The sequence below is a fragment of the Actinomadura luzonensis genome (genome assembly GCF_022664455.2).
In the GTDB taxonomy this organism is placed as follows: Bacteria; Actinomycetota; Actinomycetes; order Streptosporangiales; family Streptosporangiaceae; genus Nonomuraea; species Nonomuraea luzonensis.
The window spans coordinates 6,028,580-6,052,678 of record NZ_JAKRKC020000001.1; the positions used below are offsets into that span (position 1 = coordinate 6,028,580).

Here is a 24,099-nt window from a genome sequence, read left to right on the forward strand (position 1 = left end):
AGGTGCTGGTGCCGCTGTCGTGGCAGAGCGCCCGCTGCTGCGCGGCCCGCGCGCGACGAACCTGCACGTCGACCCGGTGCGCGCGGGCTACGACCCGCTGCCGATGGGCGTCAGCTGACCGTGGCCAGGGCGAGCGGCAGCACGGCCGGCGCGCCCGCGTGCCGGACCAGGGCCGTGGCCAGCGTCATCGTCCAGCCGGTGTCGACGCGGTCGTCGACGAGCAGCACCGGGCCGCCGCACTGGGCGATGCGCCCGCCGAGGTCCTTCGGCATGGCGAGCGTGGCGCGGATCGCCTGCACCCGCTTGGCGCTGTTGAACTGCTGCCCGGGCGAGCCCGCGCGGTAGCCCAGCTCGCCCAGGTAGGTCAGGCGGCCGATCTGGGCCAGCCGCTCGGCGAAGGAGCGCACGAGCTGCGGGCGCGACCCGGACGGCACGTTGACCACGGCCACCGGCCGCTCGCGCCACTCCCAGGCGGCCAGCACCTGCACCACGGCCCGCAGCAGGTCGTCGCCCACCGGCCCGTCGCCGCCGTGGAACAGCTCGCGCAGCCGGTTGCCCCAGCCGATGTCGGTGAGCCGGCCGAGCGCGCGGCCCGGCTCGGCGCCCAGCTCGGGCTTGATCCGGCCGGACAGGTCGGGCAGGCCGGTGGGCCACTGCCTGCGGGCCTCCAGCTCGACGCCGGGCCGGCTCAGCCGCTCGCGGGCCTGCTCGATCGCCTGGGGCGCGATGTCGGCCGAGCGGTGCCTGCCGGTGCAGTTGTCGCAGCGGCCGCAGGGGCGGGCGGCGTCGTCGTCGAGGTGGCGGCGGAGGTACTGCTCGCGGCACTCGCCGGTGGTGAGGTAGCCGAGCATGGCCTCCTGCTCGGCGCGGCGCTCGGCGGCGATGCGGGTGTAGCGCTCGGTGTCGTAGGCCCACTCCTCGCCGGTGGCCTCCCAGCCGCCCTTGACCCGCCGGACGGCGCCGTCCACGTCGAGGACCTTGAGCATCATCTCCAGCCGGCTGCGGCTGAGGTCGACGGCGGTCTCCAGGGCGGGGGTGGACATGACGCCGCGCTCCGCCAGGGCCGCGAGGACGGCGCGGACGACGGGCTCGGGCGGGAAGGCCAGCGAGGCGAAGTAGGCCCAGATGTCGCGGTCCTCGGTGCCGGGCAGCAGGATGACCTCGGCCCGCTCGACGCCGCGCCCGGCCCGGCCGACCTGCTGGTAGTAGGCGACCGGCGACTGCGGCGCGCCGACGTGCACGACGAACCCCAGGTCGGGCTTGTCGAAGCCCATGCCGAGCGCGCTCGTCGCGACCAGCGCCTTGATCTTGTTGTTGAGCAGCGCCTCCTCGGCCGCCAGGCGCTCGGCCGGGTCGGTCTGGCCGGAGTAGGCGGCCACCTCGTGGCCCTGCTCGCGCAGGTAGCCGGCGACCTCGTGGGCGGCGGCGACGGTGAGGGTGTAGACGATGCCGGAGCCGGGCAGCTCGCGCAGCGTCTGGGCGAGCCAGGCCAGGCGCTGCTCGGCCGACGGCAGCCGGACCACCGACAGGTGCAGGCTCTCGCGCTCCAGCGGGCCGCGCAGCACCAGGGTGCCCTCGCCCATCTGCTCGGCGACGTCGCGCGTCACCCGGGCGTTGGCGGTGGCGGTGGTGGCGAGGACGGGGATGCCGGGCGGCAGCTCCTCGAACAGCCGGGCCAGCCTGCGGTAGTCGGGCCGGAAGTCGTGGCCCCAGTCGGAGATGCAGTGGGCCTCGTCCACGACGACGAGGCCGGCGCTCTCGGCCAGCTCGGGCAGCACGTTGTCGCGGAAGTCGGGGTTGTTGAGCCGCTCGGGGCTGACCAGCAGCACGTCGACGAGGCCGTCGGCGACCTGGCCGTAGACCTCCTCCCAGTCCTCCGGGTTGGCGGAGTTGATGGTGACGGCCCTGATGCCGGCCCGCTCGGCGGCGGCGATCTGGTTGCGCATGAGGGCGAGCAGCGGCGAGACGATGACGGTGGGGCCCTCGCCCAGCTCGCGCAGCAGCGCGGTGGCGACGAAGTAGACGGCCGACTTGCCCCAGCCGGTGCGCTGCACCACGAGCACCCGGCGCCGGTCGACGACCAGCGCCTCGATGGCGGCCCATTGGTCGTCACGGAGCACGGCGTGCTCGCCGGCCAGCGCCCGCAGGCGCTCCTCGGCCTCGTCGCGCAGCACCTCGGCGTCGGGGGCATCAATCATGCCTCCTTGTTACCAGCTTCCCCCGACGTTTCGCGCCTACTTGTCGGCGTGCTCGGGGAAGGCGTTGATGGTGACGCGGTGCATGCGGCGGCGCTGGGTGTAGTCGGCGACCGCGTAGTGCTGGGTGGGCCGGTTGTCCCAGAAGGCCAGCGTGCCCGGCCGCCAGCGCAGCCGGCACTGGAACTCGGGCGAGCGGATGTGGTCGATCAGCAGCGGCAGCAGCGCCTCGTTCTCGCGGTCGGTGAGCCCCACCAGGCGGGTCGTGGACGAGCGGTTGACGAACAGCGCCTTCCTGCCGGTCTCGGCGTGCACGCGCACGACCGGCCGCTCGATCGGCGGCCACTTGGCCTGGATCTCGGCCAGGTCGAACGGGTGCCCCTTGGAGATGGCCTTCTTCATCGACATGGTGATGTCGTGGACGGCGGTCAGCTCGTCGCACAGCCGCTGGAGGGGCTTGGACAACGACTCGTAGGCCAGGTACGTGTTGGCCCAGCAGGTGTCGCCGCCCACCTCGGGGAGCTGGACGCAGCGCAGCAGGGAGCCCATGGGCGGGGTGGGCTCGAAGGTGTTGTCGCTGTGCCACTCGTCGCCGCCCTCCCCCCTGGGCGAGGTCTGGTCGAGGACGTGGATGGGGCTGTCGGCGTCCTTCTTGAAGGCGGGGTGGTTGAGCGTGCCGAAGTTCAGGGCGAACTGCAGGTGCTGCTCGTCGTCGATGTGCTGGTCGCGGAAGAACAGCACGAGGTGCCTGAGCCAGCCCTCGCGCAGCGTGGCGACCTCCTCCTGCGACAGCGGCTTGCGCAGATCGACCCCGGTGACCTCGGCGCCGATGTGCTTGGTCACGGGATGGAACTCGATCATGACGTCTCCGGAGTCAGGGGAACCGGTGCCCCGAACGTACGACCCAAGCAATTGCTTGGTCAAGTGGGGAGAAAGCGCGCGTATCGCCTGTAGGTCGCGGGCACCCGAATACCTTCGGCACAATGTTCGACATGGCCCGACGCACGACAGCACCCCCGCCCGAGGACTTCGAGGAACGCATCGTCGACATCGACGTCTCCTCCGAGATGCGCACGAGCTTCCTGGAGTACGCCTACTCGGTCATCTACCAGCGGGCTCTGCCCGACGCGCGTGACGGCCTGAAGCCCGTGCAGCGGCGCATCCTCTACTCGATGGCCGAGATGGGCCTGCGCCCCGACCGCGGCCACGTCAAGTCCTCGCGCGTCGTCGGCGACGTCATGGGCAAGCTGCACCCCCACGGCGACTCGGCGATCTACGACGCCCTGGTCCGGCTGGCGCAGCCGTTCTCCATGCGGCTGCCGCTCGTCGACGGCCACGGCAACTTCGGCTCGCTCGACGACCTGCCGGCCGCCATGCGCTACACCGAGGCCAGGCTGGCCCCGGCGGCCATGCTCATGGTCGAGTCCATCGACGAGGACACCGTCGACTTCAAGCCCAACTACGACGGCCAGGAGACCGAGCCGGTCGTCATGCCGTCGGCGTTCCCCAACCTGCTGGTCAACGGCACCAGCGGCATCGCGGTCGGCATGGCCACCAACATGGCGCCGCACAACCTCGTGGAGATCGTCGCCGCCGCCCGCCACCTGATCAAGAAGCCGGACGCCACGCTCGACGACCTCATGGAGTTCGTGCCGGGGCCCGACCTGCCCACGGGCGGCACGATCATCGGGCTCCAGGGCGTGCGCGACGCCTACGAGAGCGGGCGCGGCACCTTCCGCATGCGGGCCAAGTGCACGGTCGAGCAGATCACCCCGCGGCGCAAGGGCATCATCGTCACCGAGCTGCCGTACAACGTGGGCCCCGAGCGCGTGGTCACCAAGATCAAGGAGCTGGTGACCAGCAAGAAGCTCCAGGGCATCGCCGACCTCAAGGACCTCACCGACCGGCACAAGGGCCTGCGCCTGGTCATCGAGATCAAGAACGGCTTCATCCCCGAGGCCGTGCTGGAGGAGCTCTACCGGCTGACGCCGATGGAGGAGTCGTTCGGCATCAACAACGTGGCGCTCGTCGACGGCGAGCCGCGCACGCTGGGCCTGCGCGAGCTGCTGCAGGTCTACGTCGACCACCGCGTCGAGGTCGTGCGGCGCCGCTCGGAGTTCCGCCGCCGCAAGCGCGAGGAGCGCCTGCACCTGGTCGACGGCCTCGTCATCGCGCTGCTCAACATCGACGAGGTCATCCAGGTCATCCGCTCCTCCGACGACTCCGCGCAGGCGCGCGGCCGCCTGATGGACGTCTTCGACCTCACCGAGATCCAGGCCGCCTACATCCTCGACACGCCGCTGCGCCGCCTGACCCGCTACGACAAGCTGGAGCTCGACCGGGAGAAGGAGACGCTGACCGACGAGATCGCCAAGCTCACCGAGATCCTGTCGTCGGAGGCCAAGCTGCGCCAGGTCGTCTCCGGCGAGCTCGCCGACGTGGCCAAGAAGTACGGCACGCCGCGCCGCACGGTCCTGCTGGACGCCGCGGGCGTCAGCCGTACCGCGGTGGTGGAGCTCCAGGTCGCCGACGACCCGTGCCTGGCGCTGCTGTCGTCCACCGGGCTGCTGGCCCGCACCGCCGACGCCGCGCCGCTGCCCGGCGAGGGCGAGCGGTCGGCGCACGACGTGCTGGTCTCGGCGGTGCGCACGTCCGTACGCGGGGAGGTGGGCGTCGTCACCTCGCTCGGCCGGCTCATCCGGGTCCAGGTCGTCGACCTGCCGACGCTGCCGGCCACGGGCGCGCCGCCGTCGTTGTCCGGCGGCCATCCGGTCTCCGAGTACGTCTCCCTGCAGCCCGACGAGAAGGTCGTCGGCCTCGGCTCGCTCGACCCCGAAGGGCCGGGGCTGGCGCTCGGCACGGCGCAGGGCGTGGTCAAGCGGGTGGTGCCCGACTACCCCGCCAACCGCGACGACTTCGAGGTGATCACGCTGAAGGACGGCGACACCGTGGTGGGCGCCGCCGAGCTGGAGTCGGAGTCGCACGACCTGGTGTTCATCTCCTCCGACGCGCAGCTCCTGCGCTACCCCGCCTCGCTGGTGCGGCCCCAGGGCCGGCCCGCGGGCGGCATGGCCGGCATCCGGCTGGACGGCGGGGCGCGGGTGATCTGGTTCGGGGCGGTCGATCCCGAGCGGCCCAGCCTGGTGGTCACGGTCGCGGGGTCGTCCACGGCGCTGCCCGGCACGCAGGTGGGCGGCGGCAAGGTGTCCGACTACGCCGAGTTCCCCGCCAAGGGGCGGGCCACCGGCGGCGTGCGGGCGCAGCGCTTCCTCAAGGGCGAGGACGAGCTGCTGCTGGCGTGGGCCGGGCCCGCGCCGGCCAAGGCGGTCTCGGCGGTCGGCAAGCCGGTGCCGCTGCCGGAGGAGCTGGGGCGGCGCGACGGGTCCGGCGTGCGGCTCACCCACACCATCGGGGCCGTCGGCGGCGCCCTCGCCGGCGGGCCGGGCACCCCGCCGAGCGCCGCCTCGACGGCGGCGGCGGGCCCGGAGGCGGCCGACGGCGACTGACCGCCGGGGGCCCGGGTGGGGGGCGGGGCACGTACGCTCACTGGAGTGACGTCCTGGAAAGAGCATGCGATCTGGTGGCACGTGTACCCGCTGGGCTTCACCGGCGCCGAGACAGCCGCCCCGCCGCCCGGCGCCCCCGTCGCGCACCGCCTGCGCAAGCTGGAGGGCTGGCTCGACTACGCCCGCGACCTCGGCTGCTCGGGCCTGCAGCTCGGCCCGGTCTTCGCCGCCGAGACCCACGGCTACGACACGCTCGACCACTTCCGCATCGACCCCAGGCTCGGCGACGACGCCGACTTCGACCGCCTGGTGGCGGCCGCCCGCGCCCGCGGGCTGCGGATCGTCCTGGACGGCGTGTTCAACCACGTGGGCCGCGGCCACCCGTTCTTCGGCGACCCGGCGTACGCGCACTGGTTCGTCCGCGAGGGCGACGGGCACCGCGTGTTCGAGGGCCACCACGGGCTGGTCACGCTCAACCACGACCACCCCGACGTGCTCGACCACGTGGTCCGCGTCCTGGACCACTGGCTGGCGCGCGGCGCGTCCGGCTGGCGGCTGGACGCCGCGTACGCGATGCCGGCCGCCTTCTGGCACAAGGCCCTCGCCCAGGTCCGCCCGCTGCACCCGGAGGCGTGGTTCGGCGGCGAGGTGATCCACGGCGACTACGCCGGCTACGTGGCCGAGAGCGGCCTCGACTCGGTCACCCAGTACGAGCTGTGGAAGGCCCTGTGGAGCTCGCTCAACGACGGCAACCTCTTCGAGCTGGCCTGGGCGCTGAAGCGGCACGACGCCCTGCTGGAGACGTTCGTGCCGCTGACCTTCGCCGGCAACCACGACGTCACCAGGCTCGCCAGCCGGCTCGACGACGAGCGCCACGTCGGCCACGCCCTCGCGGTGCTGTTCACGGTGGCCGGGCTGCCGAGCGTCTACTACGGCGACGAGCAGGGCTTTCGCGGCGTGAAGGAGGACCGGGCGGGCGGCGACGACGCGGTCCGGCCCGCCTTCCCCGACCGGCCGGAGGAGCTGAGCCCGGCGGGGTGGCCGGTCTACCGGCTGCACCAGCGGCTGATCGGGCTGCGCCGCCGCCATCCGTGGCTGGTGCGGGCGCGCACGAGCCTGCCCCATCTCACCAACACCACCGCCGCGCTGGAGAGCGCCGCACCGGAGGGCGCCGGGCCCGGTCGCGTCCTGACGCTGCTCAACGTGGGTGACGAGCCGTACCGGTTCCCGCTGCCGGCCGCCGGGCTCGCGGTCGCGGACGCCTCGGAGCCGGGCGGCGACCCCTGCCTCGTCCCGGCGCACGGGTGGAAGATCCTCACGTTGGCCTGATCCGGCCAGTGATATGGGCGCGGTTTTGGCCGATCATAGGCAGAGAGCGCTCTCTGGATCGGGAGGTATCCCCGTGTTCCGCAGCAGACCCCCGTTATGGGCGGCGGCCCTTTCCCTGCTGGTGCCGCTGCTCGCCGTGCCGGCCGGCCCCGCGCGGGCCGCCGCCTCCCCCACTCTGGCCGACTTCGAGTCCGCCGGCGTCCCCGCCGGCGTGTCCGCCTGGGGCAACGACGCCGCCTCCACCCCCGTACTCACGATCGAGCCCGGGGCCGGCCGCCCCGGCGCCCCCGACACCAACCACGTGCTCAGGAGCGGGTACGCCATCAGCCAGTGGGGCGGCTGGTCGCAGGACCTGGCGACCGCCCAGGACTGGTCCCCGTACGAGGGCTTCTCCTTCTGGGTGAAGGGCGAGGGCTCCGGCCGGCGGATCTTCTTCGAGCTCAAGGACGGCGGCTCCGGCCCGGGCGCCGCCGAGCTGTTCGAGTCGTCCTTCACCGACGACGCGGCAGGCTGGCGGCAGGTCAAGGTGCCGTTCGCGGACTTCACCCGGCGCGCCGACTACCAGCCGGGCGGCGCCCCCACCGACGGCGAGCTGGACCTGGTCGCCATGTGGGGCTACGCGATGCGCCTGCCCACCGCCTCCGGCACGCTGGAGTGGGACGACGTGGCCCTGTACGGCACCGCTCCCCCGCGCCCGGCCCGCCTGAGCACCGACCGGCCGGTCTACCCGGTCGACGAGAAGGCGGCGGCCAAGGTGAGCGTCACGGTCACCACGGCCACCGGCGCGCCCCTCGCGGCCGACCTCGCCGTCACGTACCGGACCGGAACGGGCACCGCCACCCCCGGCAAGGACTACACCCCCGCCGAGGGCACGCTGACCTTCCCCGCCGGCACGCCGTCCGGCTCGGCGCGGTCGTTCACCGTCACGATCCTCAAGGACGGCGAGGACGAGGTGGCCGAGACCATCCCGGTCGAGCTGTCCGCCGCCGGCGCCCGCCCGCCCGCCGAGGCCCCCGTCATCGTCGTCAACGCGCACGGGCTGCCGTACCTGGACGCCCGCCGGCCGGTCCGCGAGCGCGTCGCCGACCTGCTGGGCCGCATGACGACGGAGGAGAAGGTCGGGCAGATGACCCAGGCCGAGCGCCTGGCGCTGGCCAAGCAGAGCGACATCGCCGCCTACAAGCTCGGCTCGCTGCTGTCCGGCGGCGGCTCCACGCCCACCCCGAACACCCCCGAGGCGTGGGCCGACATGGTGGACGCCTTCCAGCTCCAGACCCGGCAGACCCGGCTGCAGGTGCCGCTGATCTACGGCGTGGACGCGGTGCACGGCCACAACAACGTGGCCGGCGCGACGATCTTCCCGCACAACGTCGGCATGGGCGCCACCCGCGACCCCGATCTGGTGGCGCGGGAGGGCGAGGTCACCGCCCGCGAGGTCAAGGCCACGGGCGTCCCGTGGGACTTCGCGCCGTGCCTGTGCGTCTCTCGCGACGACCGCTGGGGCCGCGCCTACGAGTCGTTCAGCGAGGACCCGGCGCTGGTCAGCCGCATGACCACGATCATCGACGGCCTCCAGGACCACGGCGTGCTGGCCACCGCCAAGCACTACGTCGGCGACGGCGGCACCGCCTACGGCTCCTCCACCAGCGGCGACTACACGATCGACCAGGGCGTCACCAGGGTCACCCGGCAGGAGCTGGAGGCGATCCACCTGGCGCCGTTCGCCGCCGCGGTCCGGCGCGGCGTGGGCAGCGTGATGCCGTCGTTCTCCAGCGTCGACCTCGGCGACGGGCCGGTGAAGATGCACGCCCACAAGGAGCTGATCACCGACGTGCTGAAGGGCCGGCTCGGCTTCAAGGGCTTCGTCGTCAGCGACTGGCAGGCCATCGACCAGATCCCCGGCGACTACCCGAGCGACGTGCGCACCTCGGTCAACGCCGGCCTCGACATGATCATGGTGCCGTACGCCTACCCCGACTTCGTCGCGACGCTGCAGGCCGAGCTCGCGGCCGGACGGGTGCCGATGTCGCGGGTGGACGACGCGGTCGCGCGCATCCTGACCCAGAAGTTCCGGCTGGGCCTGTTCGAGCACCCGTACGCCGACCGCACCCACCTCGGCGAGGTCGGCTCCGCGGCGCACCGCGCGGTGGCCCGCACCGCCGCCGCCCGGTCCCAGGTGCTGCTGAAGAACAACGGCCGGCTGCTGCCGCTCAGCCGGAACGCCAAGGTGTACGTGGCCGGCTCGAACGCCGACGACATCGGCAACCAGAGCGGCGGCTGGACGATCACCTGGCAGGGCTCGTCCGGGCCGATCACGCCCGGCACGACCATCCTCCAGGCCATCCGGCAGCGGGCCGCCTCCGTGACGTACTCGCGCGACGCCTCGGCCGGCCTCGCCGGGCACGACGTGGGCGTGGTCGTCGTCGGCGAGACGCCGTACGCGGAGGGCTTCGGCGACGTCGGCCGCCAGGGCCGCACGCTGGAGCTGTCGGCCGCCGACCGGGCCGCCGTGGACAAGGTGTGCGGGGCGATGAAGTGCGTCGTGCTCGTCGTCTCCGGCCGGCCGATGCTGCTGGGCGACCTGTCGGGCGTCGAGGCCGTGGTGGCCGCCTGGCTGCCCGGCACCGAGGGGGCCGGCGTGGCCGACCCGCTGTTCGGCGCGGTCCCCTACACCGGGCGGCTGCCGTTCACCTGGTTCCGCTCGGTGGACCAGATCCCGATCAACGTGGGCGACGCCGCCTACGACCCGCTGTTCCCGTACGGGTGGGGCCTGCGCACCGACCCGGCCCGCGACCGGCTCAAGGCGGCGCGTGACAAGCTGGCCGCCGGCGACGGCCCGGCCAGAGCCGCCGCGGCGGCGCTGACGCTCGCCCTGGCCGGGCGCCTCTGGAACGCCGACGGCTCGGTGCGCGACGCCCGGGCGGTCCTCGCCGCCGTGGGCGCCGCCGCGTCCCTGCTGGAACGCTCGCGGACGGCCGCCTTCGCCCAGCAGGACGCCGTCGTCTCGGTGGCGCGGGACCTGGCGCAGGACGCGGGCCGGCGGCCCGGCCTGCAGGCCACGGCCGACCACGAGCTGGCCGCCGGGCACCTGAGGAAGGCGGTGGACCTGCTGGCCCAGGCCGCCCGCTGACGCCTTCCCGGCTCAGCTCACGCAGAGGCAGAACGGGTGACCGGCCGGATCGAGGAAGACGCGGAAGTCGTCGTCGCCCTCGTCCGGCTGGTGCTCGTGCTTGACCGCGCCGATCTCCAGCGCCCGCTTCTCGGCCTCGTCCAGGTCGCTCACCAGCAGGTCGAGGTGGATCTGCTGCGGCCGCTCCGGATCGGGCCAGGTGGTGGGGCGCAGGTCGGGGGCGAGCTGGAAGGCCAGGCGCTTGGGCGCGCCGCCGTCACTGATCACCACCCAGTCGTCCTCCACCGACGTGATCGGCCAGCCCAGCAGCTTGGAGTAGAACTCGGCCAGGCCCTTGGGGTCGGGCGTGTCGAGCACGACGGTGCGGAACTCCGCGATGCCACTCATCATTCACCTCTGAGACGTCGAAGGGGGTCGTGTCGTCCGGGCGCCCGGGGACGAAGATGGTGCCATGGCCGTCAACTCGCACATGGTCCCGCTCGGCACCCCCGCGCCCGCCTTCGACCTGACCGCCGTCAGCGGCGGCAGCGTGTCCCTGGGAGACCTCAAGGACTCCCCCGCCACGCTCGTGGTCTTCCTGTCCAACCACTGCCCCTACGTCCGGCACATCGAAAAGGCTCTCGGCGCGCTGGCCGCCGAGTACGGCGCCCGGCTGTCGATCGTCGCGATCTGCAGCAACGACGCCGTGAACTACCCGGACGACGACCCGACACACCTGGCCGAGCAGGCCGCGCGGGCCGGCTTCGGCTTCCCGTACCTGCTGGACGACACGCAGGAGGTGGCCAAGGCGTACCGGGCCGCCTGCACGCCCGACTTCTTCCTGTACGACTCCGGGCTCCGCCTGGCCTACCGGGGCGAGTTCGACGGGTCGCGGCCCGGCAACTCCGTGCCGGTGACCGGCGCGTCGCTGCGGGCCGCGATCGACGCCGTGCTGGAGGGCGAGCCCGTGCCCGGGGAGCAGCGGGCCTCGCTCGGGTGCGGCATCAAGTGGAGGCCGGGCAACGAGCCCGCCTAGGAGCCGTCAGGCGGCCATCGCGGCCGGGAGGGCGAGCAGCAGCTCGTGCGGCTCGCCGCCCTCCCACCGCCGCACCAGCCTCGCGCCGGCCTCGCCGGGATCGAACGTCCCCGACGCGAAGCAGCCCACTTCCGCCAGCATGAGGATGAGCGGGTCGTCCTCGGGCAGACCCGCCGCGTACGCGGCGGTGTCGAGGAGGGCCAGCGCGCTGCGGGCGTTGCGGCCGCCGTCGTTGGCCTCCACGCGGTCGAGCTGACGCCGGGCCTGGGCACGGAGATACGCGGCGAGCGATTCGGACCTACTCACGACAAACCTTCTTCGATCACGTACAAAGGGCTACGACATCATCACGCATGGTGACATGATTTCGTCGGAGGTTTGCGAAGTCCGGCCCGTGTCGCCCTCCCCCCGGTGTCCGCGCACCTGCTGACATGGGGGATCATCGGTGCCATGAGTGCGTTCGACGACCTGTATGCCGCCAACGCTGAGTTCGCGAAAGACTTCGCCGGCTCCGACCTCACCGGCCGCGCCGCCCGCGGCCTCGCCGTGGTCACCTGCATGGACTCCCGCATCGACCCCCTCGGCCTGCTCGGTCTCAAACCGGGCGACGCCAAGATCCTCCGCAACGCCGGCGCCCGCGTCACCGACGACGTGCTGCGCACCCTGGTGCTGGCCGTCTGCCTGCTCGGCGTCGAGCGGGTGCTCGTCATGCCCCACACCGACTGCGGCATGACCAAGGCCACCGACGCCGACGTGCACGCGCTCGCCGCCCAGCGCGGGGTCGACACCCGCAGCCTGGAGTTCCACACCATCGCCGACCAGCAGGCCACGCTCCGGCACGACCTGACGCGCATCAGGACGAGCCCGTTCCTGCCGGAGGGCATGCCGGTGGCGGGCGCGGTCTACGACGTGCACTCGGGCCGCCTCGCCCCGGCCGACTTCTGAGGCCGACCGCCTTGTGAGGCCGACCGCCTTGTGAGGCCGACCGCCTTGTGAGGCCGACCGCCTTTAAGGCCGATCGCCGGGAACCCCCGGCGGCACGGCGCCTCAGATCATCCGTCCCCTGTCCGAGATCCCTCCGGAGGCCTCGTAGCGCCTCCAGAGGCCCGCACACGCGCGAACGGCCCCTTCCCCATACCGGGGGAGGGGCCGTGGCGTTTCGGCCGTCCTGAAGCCGCTTTCAGGCCCTCGGCGGCCTTCCGGGCGCTCTCAGGCGTCGATCGCGTCGCGGTCGACCTCGGCCGCGCTGGTGACGAGGAACTCCCGGCGCGGCGCGACGTCGCTGCCCATGAGCAGGTTGAAGATGTGCTCGGCCGCCTCGGCGTCCTCGATCCGCACCCGGCGCAGGATGCGGTGGCGCGGGTCCATCGTGGTCTCGGCGAGCTGGTCGGCGTCCATCTCACCGAGGCCCTTGTAGCGCTGCACCGGGTCCTTCCAACGCCGGCCGCGCCGCTCCAGGTCGCGCAGCACCTTCTGCAGCTCGGCGTCGGAGTAGCAGTAGATGTACTTCTCCTTGCCCCGCCCGGGGTTGGTCAGCTCGATGCGGTGCAGCGGCGGCACCGCGGCGAAGACCCGCCCGGCCTCCACCATCGGCCGCATGTAGCGGTAGAAGAGGGTGAGCAGCAGGCAGCGGATGTGGGCGCCGTCGACGTCGGCGTCGGCCATGAGGATGACCTTGCCGTAGCGGGCGGCCTCGATGTCGAACGAGCGGCCCGAGCCCGCCCCGACGACCTGGATGATGGCGGCGCACTCGGCGTTCTTGAGCATGTCGCTCACCGACGCCTTCTGCACGTTGAGGATCTTGCCGCGGATCGGCAGCAGCGCCTGGAACTCGGAGTCGCGGGCCAGCTTGGCCGTGCCCAGCGCGGAGTCGCCCTCGACGATGAACAGCTCGCTGCGGTCGACGCCCTCGCTGCGGCAGTCGACCAGCTTGGCAGGCAGCGCGGAGCTCTCCAGCGCGCTCTTGCGGCGCTGGTTGTCGCGGTGCTCGCGGGCCGCGATGCGGGCCTTGGCCGCGGCGACGATCTTCTCCAGGACGGCCCGCAGCGGCTGCTTGTAGCCGCGCGGCGGGTTGGCGAAGATCTCCTTCAGCTCGCGGGAGACCACGTGGGAGACGATGCGGGTGGCCGCCGAGGTGCCGAGCACCTCCTTGGTCTGGCCCTCGAACTGCGGCTCGGGCACCCGGACCGTGACCACGCCGGTCAGGCCCTCGGAGATGTCGTCCTTGGTGACGGGGTCGTCGCCGTTCTTCAGCAGCCGGGTCTCGCGCAGCACCTCGTTGACGGTGCGGACCAGGCCGCGCTCGAAGCCGGTCAGGTGGGTGCCGCCCTTGGGGGTGGCGATCACGTTGACGAACGAGCGCACCGTGGACTCGTAGCCCTTGCCCCAGCGGATCGCCACGTCGACGCTCAGCTCGCGCTGGACCTCGGTGGGCGTCATGTGGCCCTGGTCGTCGAGGACCGGGACGGTCTCGTGGAAGTGGCCGACGCCCTGCAGCCGCAGCACGTCGCAGACGGCCTCGTCGCGGGCCAGGAACTCGGCGAACTCGGAGATGCCGCCCTCGAAGCGGAACTCCTCCTCGATGCGCTCCTCGTGCCTGCTGTCGTAGACCACCAGGGTGAGGCCGGGCACCAGGAACGCGGTCTGCCGCAGCCGCACGTGGATCTCGTCGAGCGAGACCTCGGCGTCAGGCAGGAAGATCTGCTTGTCGGCCCAGAAGCGGACGCGGGTGCCCGTGACGTTCTTGGGGAGCTTGTCGCCCAGGCGCAGGCCCGACTTCTTGCGGAACTTGGCCGTGGGCCCCTCGCCGTCGAAGACGCCGGGGACGCCGCGGCGGAAGCTGATCTCGTGCACCCGCCCGTCGCGGTCGACCTCGACGTCGAGCCGCGCCGACAGGGCGTTGACCACCGACGCGCCCACGCCGTGCAGGCCGCCGGAGGCGGCGTAGGAGCCGCCGCCGAACTTGCCGCCCGCGTGCAGCTTGGTGTAGACGAGCTCGACGCCGGCCAGGCCGGTCTTGGGCTCGACGTCCACGGGGATGCCGCGGCCGTTGTCGCGCACCTCGATGGAGCCGTCGGCGTGCAGCTCGACCTCGATGCGGTCGCAGAAGCCCGCCAGCGCCTCGTCGACGCCGTTGTCGACGATCTCCCAGAGGCAGTGCATCAACCCGCGACTGTCGGTGGACCCGATGTACATGCCCGGGCGCTTGCGGACCGCCTCCAGGCCCTCCAGCACCGACAGGTGACGAGCCGTGTAACCCGCCTCCACTAGCGTCACTCCAGCTCCCCTGGTGTTAAGCATCGAACACGTGTGCGTAGCTTACCGTTCTTCCCTTGCGGACGCGTACAAGCTTGCCATGGCGGCACGTTTGCCGTTACCAACCGGCTGATCGTCATTACTTTCGGACACATTCCGCTCTGGGCGTACAGAGGAGGAGGTTGGGAAGCCCCACGTCCGGTTAGATGTTGTTCCAAGTGACTGACCGCCAGATCCTCGCTTCGGCGGGGGTGACCCGAAAGGCGATACGTGACTGGAGCTCTCGCCCCCGTTAAGCCGCTGACGGCCCTCGACCGCTGCGACCGCTGCGGCGCCCAGGCTTACATTCGCGCGACCCTGCCCGTGGGCGGGGAGCTGCTGTTCTGTGCCCACCACGGGCGTCAGCACATTGCGGCGCTGCGCGACAAGGGCGCCGACATCCTGGACGAGTCGGCTCGCCTCAGCAAGACCCCGACGATTGCCCCCAACGACGAACGCTGACCCGCAAGCGGCGCTCGCCGTGTTGAGATAACCACATAAAGCACAACCGGACGGCGGCCCTGGGCATTGCCCGGGGCCGCCGTTTCGCATGCCCGGCGCCGCTCCCACCCGCTGCGGAATCGTTACCAAGGCATGACCGGGGCCGCCTTTCCTGGAGGCTCCCTTCACCTGACCCGGTAGTGGTAGCGGGCCGTGACCTCGAAGCCCTCGCGCCGGTACAACGACTGCGCGGCCTGGTTCGGGGCGGTGACCACCAGGTAGGCGGAGCCGGCGCCGGCGTGGCGGGCGAGCGCCCGCAGGATCGTCCGCGCCAGGCCGCGCCGCCGCGCCTCAGGGCGGGTGGCCATGCAGTAGATCCCGAGCGTGCCGCCCTGGGGCACCGCCCGGCCCACGGCCAGCGTCTCGCCGTCCTCCTCGTAGGCGGCGTACCAGGCGGGGACGCCGGCGCAGATGCGGGCGGCGTGCGCCAGGCCGCTCTCGTAGCGGCCGTCCACCGACCACCAGGTGTCGAGCCAGCCGGCCCACGGCCCGTCCTCGATCCTGACCCGCCCCTCGGCTCCGGCCTGCTCCTCGGCTCCGGCCTGCTCCTCGGCCCCGGCCCGCTCCTCGGCCCCGGCCCGCTGCGCCTGGCCGGGCGGCACGAGCGACGGGGCGGCCATCACCAGCGTCGGGTCCACCCGCTCGTACCCTCTGCGTTCCAGCTCCTCGTCCAGGCCGGGCGTCGCGCCGGGCCCCATGGAGAAGACGCAGCGCTGCCCGCGCTCGCCGTAGAACGCCTCGGCCGCCCCGATCGCGGCCCGCAGATCGGCGGGACGGCCCAGGGGCAGCACCGAGTTGGCCCGCTTGGTCACCCCGCCCGCGTACCGCAGGATCCATCCGTCGTGCGCGCGCTGTTCGTACGCCGGCCACGCTTCATGGACAAGCAGGTCGAAATCCACCCGCGCAGCGTAGCCGACGGGTCACGACCGAGGCCGGGCCAGGCCGCCCATAAGCTAGTGACCTGTGTTGATACTGCTGCCCCCGTCGGAGGGGAAGGCGCCGGAGGGAAGCGGGCCGCCCGTCGGCGAGCTGTCCTTCCCGGCGCTCGGCCGGGCCCGCAAGCGGGTGATGAGCGCGCTCGTCCGGGCCTCCAGGCGCCGCGACGCTCTCGACGTGCTCGGGCTGACGCCCGGCCTGGCCGGCGAGCTGGCCAAGAATGCGGAGCTGAAGACCGCCGGCACGCTGCCCGCCGCCGAGCTCTACACCGGTGTCCTGTACGACAACCTGGGGCTCGGCACGCTGGACGGCGAGGCGCGCGAGCGGGCCGAGGCGTCGGTGCTGATCTTCTCGGGGCTGTGGGGCGTGGTGCGGATCACCGACCTGATCCCGCCGTACCGGCTGTCGATGGGCGTCAACCTGCCGCCGCTCGGCGGGCTCGCCGCCTTCTGGCGGCCGGTGCTCGCCAAGGCGCTCGACCCCGTGCCGGGGCTGGTGGTGGACCTGCGCTCGGCCACGTACGCGGGGGCGTGGCAGCCGGGCGAGCGGTCGGTGACGGTGCGGGTCTTCCGGGACGGCAAGGTGGTCAGCCACATGGCCAAGGCGACCCGGGGTGAGATCGCCCGCGCCCTGCTGCTGCACGGGGCGGCTCCGTCCGCGCCGGACGAGCTGGCCAAGCTGCTGGCCGACCTCGGCTACACCGTCGAGCTCACTCCCCCGCCCCGTCCCGGCCGCCCGTGGGCCCTGGACGTCCACCTGACGGAGGACACCCCGGGCCCCGCCTGACCACACGCCCTGACCCGCCCACCCCGAGCGAACCGGAGGCACTTGGGACCCCCTCACGAGGCCCCGAAGCGAAGGGCCTCCAGGCGAAGGGCCTCAAGGCGAGCGGTCCAGGCCCGCAACGCGGCTGAGCGAAGGCCGGCCCGGCCCGCCGACCAGCTCGCGAAGCAGATCTCCAACCGAAGCGGCGAAGCCCGGCCCGGGGGCGGATCTTCGACCCGAGCGGTGAAGCCCGGCCCGGGGCGGGCAGCCCTAGGCTAAGCAGCCCGACCACCAGCGGAAAGGCGGCCCATGCGGGGCGGGGAAAGCACCCGGGGGTCGAGCAGCCCATCCGACCAGCGGAAGCCGGTCCCGGCAGCGAACCTACGCCCAGTGACCGAGGCAGTCCGGGGAGCGGGCCTCTGGTCCGAGCGGCGAGGCCCAGCCCGGGGAGCAAGATCGGCGGCCCGCATGGGCGGGAGCCGGGCCGGAAGGCGAGCCGGAGCCGGGAGGGCGGGTCAGGGGATTTGGGGGTGGGAAGCGGGAGGGCCCCGGTCCGAGGGGTGCTCGGAGCGCGGGGCCCTGCCGGTGGTGTCGCGGTCTGCGGATCAGTCGAGGTAGTCGCGCAGGACCTGGGACCTGGACGGGTGGCGCAGCTTGGACATGGTCTTGGACTCGATCTGGCGGATGCGCTCACGGGTGACCCCGTACACCTTGCCGATCTCGTCCAGCGTCTTCGGCTGCCCGTCGGTGAGACCGAAGCGCATCGACACGACGCCCGCCTCCCGCTCCGACAACGTGTCGAGAACGGAGTGCAACTGCTCCTGGAGCAGCGTGAAGCTGACGGCGTCGGCCGGCACGATGGCCTCGGAGTCCTCGATGAGGTCGCCGAACTCGCTGTCGCCCTCCTCGCCCAGCGGCGTGTGGAGGGAGATGGGCTCACGCCCGTACTTCTGGACCTCGACGACCTTCTCGGGCGTCATGTCCAGCTCGCGGGCGAGCTCTTCCGGCGTGGGCTCGCGGCCGAGGTCCTGCAGCATCTGCCGCTGGACACGGGCCAGCTTGTTGATCACTTCGACCATGTGGACCGGGATGCGGATGGTCCGCGCCTGGTCGGCCATGGCGCGCGTGATCGCCTGCCGGATCCACCACGTGGCGTAGGTGGAGAACTTGTAGCCCTTGGTGTAGTCGAACTTCTCGACCGCGCGGATCAGGCCGAGGTTGCCCTCCTGGATCAGGTCGAGGAAGAGCATGCCGCGGCCGGTGTAGCGCTTGGCCAGCGAGACCACGAGCCGGAGGTTGGCCTCCAGCAGGTGGTTCTTGGCGCGGCGGCCGTCCTCGGCGATCCACTCCAGCTCGGCCCGGACGTCGACCGGCAGGCCGTCGGCCTCGCCGCTGCCCAGCTGCTCCTCGGCGAACAGGCCCGCCTCGATGCGCTTGGCCAGCTCGACCTCCTGCTCGGCGTTGAGCAGGGGGACCTTGCCGATCTGCTTGAGGTAGTCCTTGACCGGGTCGGCGGTGGCGCCGGCGGCGGCGACCTGCGCGACCGGGGCGTCGTCGTCGTCGTCGGAGAGGATGAGGACCTCGTCCTCGGTCTTCTGCGCCGCGGCGATCTCGGCGGGCTTGGGCTCCTCGGTGTCGTCGTCGTCGCCGTCCTCGCTCTCGCCCTCGGCGTCGGACTCCTCCTCGACGATGTCCTCGACGTCGATGTCCTCGAGGTCCTCCAGCTCCACGTCGCCGTCGAGCTCGAGGTCCTCGTCGTCGTCCGACTCGCCCCGCGGGGCGTCGGGCGCCTTCGGCTTGGTGGTGTCGGCAGGCCCAGCGGCGATCTTCGGCTCGGCCTTCTTGGCGGCGGCGGGAGCCGCGGCCTTCTTGGCCGCCGGGGCGGCCTTCTTCGCGGGGGCCGCCTTCTTGGCGGCCGGCTCGGCTTCGACGGCCCCGACGACCGCGGTCACGGTCTCGGGCTGCTGCTCTTTGGCGGCCGCCGCCGTCTTGGTCTTGACGGGGGCGGCGGTGCGGCGCTTTGCTGGACCACGAGACTTCTTAGGCGCAGCCGAATCCGCGGCGGTCACCACCACGGTCACGCCCTCTTTGCTGAGGTTCCGCAAGAACGCGGCGGCGTGCGACATGGGGATGTCCGCCTCCTCGAAGGCCTGACGGACATCCTCAGACTCGAGGAAACCCTGCGAGCGCCCACGCTCGAGCAGTCGCTGAATGACGGGCTCGTTCAGCTCTTGTGGCTTCGAGCGAGTCGAACTTGCAGGCGACACGAACACCTCTCGAACGAACGCGTGGCGACAATGGACCCAGATGCCCGCTGGGGGGCTGTTGCCTCTCTCGGAGATCGGTGAGGCCGTGCGGACCGCGACGGACCTGCACAGCATTGTGGCACGTCCCCGCACTCCATACGGCCACCTCCCGGCGGTTGACCTCCACCCTAGGCCGACCGAAGCAGTAGTGCGTACGTAAGCGGGGCACTGATACCCGAAAGCAACCGTTATGACTGTTTCATTCAGTCACTCTTCGTGGCTGGTGGGACGTGGATTGCGAGCGCGGTAACGTCATCATCCTGTTCATATCCAGACAACATCCGGTCAACCAGGAAGTCCAGCAACATGTGAGGACTCTTCACCACCTCAGGCGGCGCTTCGGTCACAACACTGCAAAGGTCGGCGAGTCCGGCGTCGAGTCCGCGCTTCCTGTTCTCCACCAGACCGTCGGAGTAGAGCACGGCGGTGTGGCCGGGCGGCACCACGAACCGGAACTGCCGGCGGCTCGTCGGCCAGCCCAGCGGCGTGCCGGGCTCGGCGTCGCACAGGATCGCGGTGCCCTGCGGCGAGACCAGGACGGGCGGCGGATGGCCGGCCAGGGCCAGCGTGCCCTCGCCCGTGACGGGCTCGACGACCATGTACGCCAGGGTCGTGACCTGCTCCTCCTCCTCGGTGGCCTCGAAGACGCGGTCGAGCCCGGTGAGCACGGCGGCGGGCGGCGGGTTGGTCAGCGCGAGGGCGCGCATCGCGTTGCGGATGCGGCCCATGCCGGCCGCCGCCTTGACGCCCTTGCCCATGACGTCGCCGACGACCGCCGCGACGCGGCCGTCCTGCAGCACGAACGCGTCGTACCAGTCGCCGCCGACCTGGACGTGGCGGCTGCCCGAGCGGAAGCGCTGGGCGAGCTCCAGGCCCTTGATCACGGGCAGGCGGTCGGGCAGCAGGCTGCGCTGCAGCGTCTCTGCGGTGCGGTGCTCGCGCTCGAACAGCGTGGCCCGCTCCACCGCCAGCGCGCACTGGCCGGCCAGCGCCTCCAGGAAGACGCCGTCCTCCTGGGAGATCTTCTGCGGCCGGGTGAAGGAGAATCGGAGCGCTCCCAGCGCGCGGCCCGCCGCGAGCAGCGGCAGGCCCACCCAGGCCCGCTCGTCGCTGCTGGCGAGGTAGTTGGCCAGGACCTCCTCGTCGCCGCCCGCCTCGAGGAGCTGGGCGCGCAGGCTGTCGGGCGACTCGGCGAAGACCGGGCGGCGGCTGTTGACCGCCATGGTCATGACGCTGGAGCTGGACAGCGGGATCTCCTCGCCGGAGGCGCCGGACGCCTCGGGGATGCCCTCGCCGTTGATCAGCTTGAGCGCGGCGCGGTCGGTGTCGAGCAGCGCCACGGCCGAGCGGTCGGCGGCCAGCGCCGTGCGGCCCACGTCGATGATGACCTGCACGACCTGCTCGACGGTCAGCGCCTCGGCCAGCATGGCGGTGGCGCCCTGCAGCCGGGCGGTGCGCAGGGCGGCGGCGCCGAGCTGGTCGGTGAGCCGGCCGCGCATCTCCTCGGCCTCGCGCTGCGGGGTGACGTCGGTGTTGGCGCCGACCCACTCCACGACCCGGCCGTGCCGGATGATCGGCACGGCCCGCACCTCGAAGTGGCGGTAGCCGCTGGCCCGGGTGCGCACCCGGTAGTTCCACTCGAACATGGTGCGCCCGCGCAGCGCCTCCCGCCAGGCCTCCTCGGTCTGCTGGCGCTCCTCGGGGTGGACGACCTCCAGCCAGCCGTTGGCGAGGTACTCCTCCAGGCCCTGGCCGGTGATGGCGCGCCACTGGGGGGCGTCCTCGACGACGGCGCCGGTGGGCGAGGTGATCCACACGAGCTGGGACTGCGCCTCGACCAGCGAGCGGTAGCGCTCCTCGCTGCGGCGCAGCGCCTCCTCGGTCTGGCGGCTCTCGGTGACGTCCATGCCGACGAGCGCGACCGCGCGCAGCTCGCCCGCCTCGTCGTGGACCGGCGAGAACGACAGCGACCAGTGCCGGGTGTCGCCCTCGGCCGAGCGCACCCGCACGCGCCCCTCGGTGACGGGCGCGTCGGACTCGATCACGGCCTGCACGGCGTGGGTGATGATCTGGCTGAGGTCGGCGGTCAGCACCTCGACCGGCGGCCGGCCGGTCAGGCGCTCTGCCGGCACGTTGACGACGACCTCGCAGAAGACGTCGTTGACGCGCTGGATGCGGCCTTCGGCGTCGAAGAACGCGAAGGCGAACTCGGCCTCGGACAGCATGCCCTGGAACAGGGCGGAGTCTGAGATGTCCACATCCGACTCCCGGGGACGGGGAACGGAGGTCTCGGCGCTCATCGTCCGCACCTCCGTCGCGTGCCAGGGTCTCCCACGCGGCACATCTCCATAGTCGTGTATAGGTGTAGCGCGGCTCCGGGCGACCGGATCCTGAAGTACATCATCGGCGATGGGCATGTGCGGACGGAAGCCCCCGCCGCGGCCCGGTCGCCTCTAAGGTCAACGCATCCTGTCAAAATCGCTCCACGTCGCGCAGCAAGATCAGGTTACAGCGCAGCTACTCGGCCTTGGCCTCGCGCTTGGCCTCCTGCTTGGCGGCACGTACGCGGACCAGGCTCTCGGCGTCGACGACGTCGGCGACCGAACGGTGTGACCCCTCCTCGCCGTAGGCTCCGGCTGCCTCACGCCAGCCCGGAGGCTGGACCCCCAACTGCTTCCCCAGCAATGCCAAAAAAATCTGGGCCTTCTGCTTGCCGTATCCCGGGAGGGCCATGAGTCGTTTCACCAACTCCTTGCCGTCCGCGACGCCGGCCCAGATGTTCTCGGGCTGCCCGTCGTAGTGCTCGACGAGGTAGGCCGCGAGCGCCTGGACCCTGGCCGCCATGGACTTGGGGTAGCGGTGCACGGCCGGCTTCTCGGCGAGCAGCGCGGCGAACGCCTCAGGATCATACGAGGCGACGCGCTCGGCCGTGAGGTCGCCTCCCAGCCGCTGCGCGATGGTGTGCGGACCCGTGAACGCCCACTCCATGGGGATCTGCTGGTCGAGGAGCATGCCGACGAGCAGGGCGAGCGGATTGCGGGCGAGGAGCTCGTCCGCGTCGCTCTTCTGGGCGAGCTGGATGCGCATGGAGACAGCTTCGCATGAATGGGCAGTGGGTGAAGTGAACACAGGCGTCGTGGAGCCTTGACACTGGTCCATGAAAGGATGAAATGAGAGCGCAAGTCGCCCAGCACACATTCCTGAGGGTTTGCCCCCAGGTCTCCAGAGGAATCTGACATCTATGCTCGCTCTGGCCACACGGTTCCTGCGGGAGCCGGTCAGTCTCCGGCTGGCCGAAGAGTTCCTGACCGTACCCGTGGACACGATCGACCGCTGTGTAGCCGACGTGTGCGCGTGTGCGCAGCATCTGGGCATCTCCGCGACGCCCGAAATCGTGGAGCGCATCGCCCGGGAGCGCCTGCTCGCCATCGTCAACTCGGCGCCGCCGCCGCGCGGCCTGCGCTGAGCGGCCGCCCGCGCCGGATTCCCCGATAACATCGGGGTTACCAGGCCGAGTTCTCCGCACCGTTTGCGCCTGGAATACGAGAGAGTGAGGGCGTGCGCCGACACCGACGAGATCCCCGGGAGAGCACCCCGCCCGACGACGTGTTCAAGGAGATGGTGACGGCGGCCCGCGAGCTGCTGGCCGTGCGCACGCCTCTCGACGCGGAGCTGATGGTCTCCGACATGATCGGGGCCTGGTGGGGCAGGCGGGTCCGGGGCGGCGACGTGGAGCAGGTGCTCGGCGAGGGGCTGGTCGACTACGCCGCCAAGGCCGGCACCCCGGCCTCGCTGACGCTGCTCATCTGCCTGGCCTATCTCGGCACGGCCCGCCAGGGCGCCAAGGCCGAGGGCGCGGCGCTGGCGATGATGGAGTCGGGCGTGGCCAGGCCGGGCTGGGCCGACAAGGTGGGCGCGGTCAAGCCGGCCGGCTGCTACGTCTCCCGCGACGCCTACGGCGACCAGGACACGGTGATCTGCACCTTCGCCTACCGCTGGAACGAGGCATCCCAGCCCACCGACCGGCACGCGCTGGTCATGGTCGTCGACTACAACATGAGCGGCATGGCCCGCGACGCCTGGGTGTCCTCGCAGGTCGACAAGCTGCTGGAGCAGGCCAGGGCCGAGGCGGCGGGCAACGCGATGCTGCTGTTCGAGGAGATCCAGCCCGAGCAGGCCAGGGCGCTGCTGGAGTCGGCGATGAAGGCCACCAGGGAGCCCAAGACGCCGCCGCCGGTGAGCGACAGCTACAGCGCCTACCACGCCTTCGCCCGCGCCCGGCTGAAGGCGCTGCCGCCGGGCCGCAAGCGCCCCGCCCCGCTGCACATCGAGGCGCCCTACAGCAGGGAGCGGCGGGCCATGCTGGCGGCCGAGTTCCTGGCCTCCGACGCGGCCGAGCACCTGTCCGACCCGTCGGCCGCCTCGCGCTGCGCCGACCACATCATCGACTACGGCTGCGAGCAGGACTTCAACCGGCCGCTGCGGGTCAGCCCCACCAAGTGCGAGACGTTCCTGCTCGACTGGCTGCCGCGCAAGGTCATGCTGAGCGTGGCCGAGCAGGAGGCGATGCCGCACGTGCTGTCGGCGTGGGTGCGCTTCGCCGCCCGCCGCACGGCGCTGCCCGAGCAGGGGCTCAAGGCCACGCTCGACGCGGTGTGGGAGGCGACCGGCAAGTTCCCCGGGGCCTACCGCGACCCGACCTCGTTCGGGCTCGACCGGCCGCTGCTGGAGCGGCTGCTGCCGGACGGCGACCTGTCGGCGCTGGCCAGGCGCGCGTTCGCCTTCCCCTATCTCCAGGGCGTCCACAACGGCGTCGACCTCGACCGGCTCAACCCGGCCGACGAGGCCGACCGGCGCACGTTACTCGAGATCGACCACGGCGGCGCCATCGACCAGGAGCACCTGGCCTGGCACGAGGAGATCGCCACCCGCCTCTGGGAGGGCGACCCGCCGCAGCTCTGGGAGGCCGCGCAGCGCCTGCTCGACCTCGGCCACGACCGGCACGACGTGCTGCACGTGCTCATCGAGATCGCCGAGCGGATCGGCGGCGACCCCGACGAGCTGGCCGCCGCCCTCGACGACATCGCCGACATCCCGGACGAGTTCTGACCTCCCGGGCCGG

General features: G+C 72.1%; 18 protein-coding genes. 9 read left to right on the plus strand and 9 right to left on the minus strand.

Annotation, left to right across the window (positions count from 1 at the left end):
- Positions 1-110: 110 nt before the first annotated feature.
- Complete coding sequence (locus MF672_RS28595) at positions 111-2,198, minus strand: RecQ family ATP-dependent DNA helicase (RefSeq protein WP_247815469.1); 2,088 nt, start codon at positions 2,196-2,198, stop codon at positions 111-113.
- Between the two features lie 36 nt (positions 2,199-2,234).
- A complete protein-coding gene (locus MF672_RS28600) occupies positions 2,235-3,056 on the minus strand; it encodes a TauD/TfdA dioxygenase family protein (protein ID WP_242378689.1) in 822 nt (273 codons plus the stop codon).
- Positions 3,057-3,187: 131 nt separating this feature from the next.
- Between MF672_RS28600 and MF672_RS28605 the strand changes: the two genes are divergently transcribed.
- The 3 genes from MF672_RS28605 to MF672_RS28615 all read left to right on the plus strand — a co-directional run bounded on the left by MF672_RS28605 (position 3,188) and on the right by MF672_RS28615 (position 10,160).
- Positions 3,188-5,701 (plus strand): DNA gyrase/topoisomerase IV subunit A, encoded by a 2,514-nt coding sequence (locus tag MF672_RS28605; RefSeq protein WP_407654748.1) that lies wholly within the window; start codon positions 3,188-3,190, stop codon positions 5,699-5,701.
- A gap of 45 nt (positions 5,702-5,746) precedes the next feature.
- A complete protein-coding gene (locus MF672_RS28610) occupies positions 5,747-7,030 on the plus strand; it encodes an alpha-amylase family protein (RefSeq protein WP_242378684.1) in 1,284 nt (427 codons plus the stop codon).
- A gap of 73 nt (positions 7,031-7,103) precedes the next feature.
- Positions 7,104-10,160: a glycoside hydrolase family 3 N-terminal domain-containing protein gene (locus MF672_RS28615; RefSeq protein WP_242378682.1), complete on the plus strand. Its 3,057-nt coding sequence runs from the start codon at positions 7,104-7,106 to the stop codon at positions 10,158-10,160.
- Positions 10,161-10,172: 12 nt separating this feature from the next.
- On the opposite strand, the gene MF672_RS28620 is transcribed toward MF672_RS28615, so the two are convergent.
- Positions 10,173-10,547, minus strand: coding sequence for a VOC family protein (locus MF672_RS28620; protein WP_242378681.1), 375 nt, complete (start codon positions 10,545-10,547; stop codon positions 10,173-10,175).
- Between the two features lie 64 nt (positions 10,548-10,611).
- Between MF672_RS28620 and MF672_RS28625 the strand changes: the two genes are divergently transcribed.
- Entirely contained in the window at positions 10,612-11,175 is a 564-nt protein-coding gene (locus MF672_RS28625; RefSeq protein ID WP_242378680.1) for a thioredoxin family protein, read from the plus strand.
- A gap of 6 nt (positions 11,176-11,181) precedes the next feature.
- Here the strand turns inward: MF672_RS28625 and MF672_RS28630 are convergent, their stop codons facing one another.
- Positions 11,182-11,481, minus strand: coding sequence for a hypothetical protein (locus MF672_RS28630; protein ID WP_242378679.1), 300 nt, complete (start codon positions 11,479-11,481; stop codon positions 11,182-11,184).
- Positions 11,482-11,625: 144 nt separating this feature from the next.
- On the opposite strand from MF672_RS28630, the gene MF672_RS28635 reads away from it, so the two are divergent.
- Positions 11,626-12,120 carry a beta-class carbonic anhydrase gene (locus MF672_RS28635; RefSeq protein ID WP_242378678.1) on the plus strand — a complete coding sequence of 165 codons (495 nt, stop codon included), beginning with the start codon at positions 11,626-11,628 and terminating at the stop codon, positions 12,118-12,120.
- 264 nt (positions 12,121-12,384) lie between these two features.
- Here the strand turns inward: MF672_RS28635 and MF672_RS28640 are convergent, their stop codons facing one another.
- Positions 12,385-14,451, minus strand: coding sequence for a DNA gyrase/topoisomerase IV subunit B (locus MF672_RS28640; protein WP_247815470.1), 2,067 nt, complete (start codon positions 14,449-14,451; stop codon positions 12,385-12,387).
- Positions 14,452-14,700: 249 nt separating this feature from the next.
- On the opposite strand from MF672_RS28640, the gene MF672_RS28645 reads away from it, so the two are divergent.
- Positions 14,701-14,931 (plus strand): DUF7455 domain-containing protein, encoded by a 231-nt coding sequence (locus MF672_RS28645; protein ID WP_242378676.1) that lies wholly within the window; start codon positions 14,701-14,703, stop codon positions 14,929-14,931.
- Positions 14,932-15,095: 164 nt separating this feature from the next.
- On the opposite strand, the gene MF672_RS28650 is transcribed toward MF672_RS28645, so the two are convergent.
- Entirely contained in the window at positions 15,096-15,869 is a 774-nt protein-coding gene (locus MF672_RS28650; RefSeq protein WP_242378674.1) for a GNAT family N-acetyltransferase, read from the minus strand.
- A 64-nt stretch (positions 15,870-15,933) separates the two neighbouring features.
- Here MF672_RS28650 and MF672_RS28655 point away from each other — a divergent pair, with 64 nt between their 5' ends.
- Positions 15,934-16,692, plus strand: a complete 759-nt coding sequence (locus MF672_RS28655; protein WP_242378673.1) for a YaaA family protein — start codon at positions 15,934-15,936, stop codon at positions 16,690-16,692.
- A 584-nt stretch (positions 16,693-17,276) separates the two neighbouring features.
- On the opposite strand, the gene MF672_RS28660 is transcribed toward MF672_RS28655, so the two are convergent.
- From MF672_RS28660 to MF672_RS28670, 3 genes are all read right to left on the minus strand, one after another.
- The gene (locus tag MF672_RS28660) at positions 17,277-18,938 is read right to left on the minus strand and encodes an RNA polymerase sigma factor (protein ID WP_242378672.1); all 1,662 of its coding nucleotides are present in this window, start codon (positions 18,936-18,938) and stop codon (positions 17,277-17,279) included.
- 242 nt (positions 18,939-19,180) lie between these two features.
- Positions 19,181-21,277: a SpoIIE family protein phosphatase gene (locus tag MF672_RS28665; protein ID WP_242378671.1), complete on the minus strand. Its 2,097-nt coding sequence runs from the start codon at positions 21,275-21,277 to the stop codon at positions 19,181-19,183.
- A gap of 217 nt (positions 21,278-21,494) precedes the next feature.
- The gene (locus MF672_RS28670) at positions 21,495-22,064 is read right to left on the minus strand and encodes an HhH-GPD-type base excision DNA repair protein (RefSeq protein ID WP_242378670.1); all 570 of its coding nucleotides are present in this window, start codon (positions 22,062-22,064) and stop codon (positions 21,495-21,497) included.
- A 154-nt stretch (positions 22,065-22,218) separates the two neighbouring features.
- On the opposite strand from MF672_RS28670, the gene MF672_RS28675 reads away from it, so the two are divergent.
- Both MF672_RS28675 and MF672_RS28680 read left to right on the plus strand, forming a co-directional pair.
- Entirely contained in the window at positions 22,219-22,443 is a 225-nt protein-coding gene (locus tag MF672_RS28675; RefSeq protein ID WP_242378669.1) for a hypothetical protein, read from the plus strand.
- Between the two features lie 152 nt (positions 22,444-22,595).
- Entirely contained in the window at positions 22,596-24,086 is a 1,491-nt protein-coding gene (locus tag MF672_RS28680) for a hypothetical protein (RefSeq protein ID WP_242378701.1), read from the plus strand.
- Positions 24,087-24,099 lie beyond the last annotated feature (13 nt).

Coding starts and splice junctions, on each gene's coding strand:
- MF672_RS28670 (WP_242378670.1), bottom strand. CDS start 22,064: ATGCGCATCCAGCTCGCCCAGAAGAGCGACGCGGACGAGCTCCTCGCC.
- MF672_RS28665 (WP_242378671.1), bottom strand. CDS start 21,277: ATGAGCGCCGAGACCTCCGTTCCCCGTCCCCGGGAGTCGGATGTGGAC.
- MF672_RS28620 (WP_242378681.1), bottom strand. CDS start 10,547: ATGAGTGGCATCGCGGAGTTCCGCACCGTCGTGCTCGACACGCCCGAC.
- MF672_RS28625 (WP_242378680.1), top strand. CDS start 10,612: ATGGCCGTCAACTCGCACATGGTCCCGCTCGGCACCCCCGCGCCCGCC.
- MF672_RS28675 (WP_242378669.1), top strand. CDS start 22,219: ATGCTCGCTCTGGCCACACGGTTCCTGCGGGAGCCGGTCAGTCTCCGG.
- MF672_RS28600 (WP_242378689.1), bottom strand. CDS start 3,056: ATGATCGAGTTCCATCCCGTGACCAAGCACATCGGCGCCGAGGTCACC.
- MF672_RS28635 (WP_242378678.1), top strand. CDS start 11,626: ATGAGTGCGTTCGACGACCTGTATGCCGCCAACGCTGAGTTCGCGAAA.
- MF672_RS28595 (WP_247815469.1), bottom strand. CDS start 2,198: ATGATTGATGCCCCCGACGCCGAGGTGCTGCGCGACGAGGCCGAGGAG.
- MF672_RS28680 (WP_242378701.1), top strand. CDS start 22,596: ATGGTGACGGCGGCCCGCGAGCTGCTGGCCGTGCGCACGCCTCTCGAC.
- MF672_RS28605 (WP_407654748.1), top strand. CDS start 3,188: ATGGCCCGACGCACGACAGCACCCCCGCCCGAGGACTTCGAGGAACGC.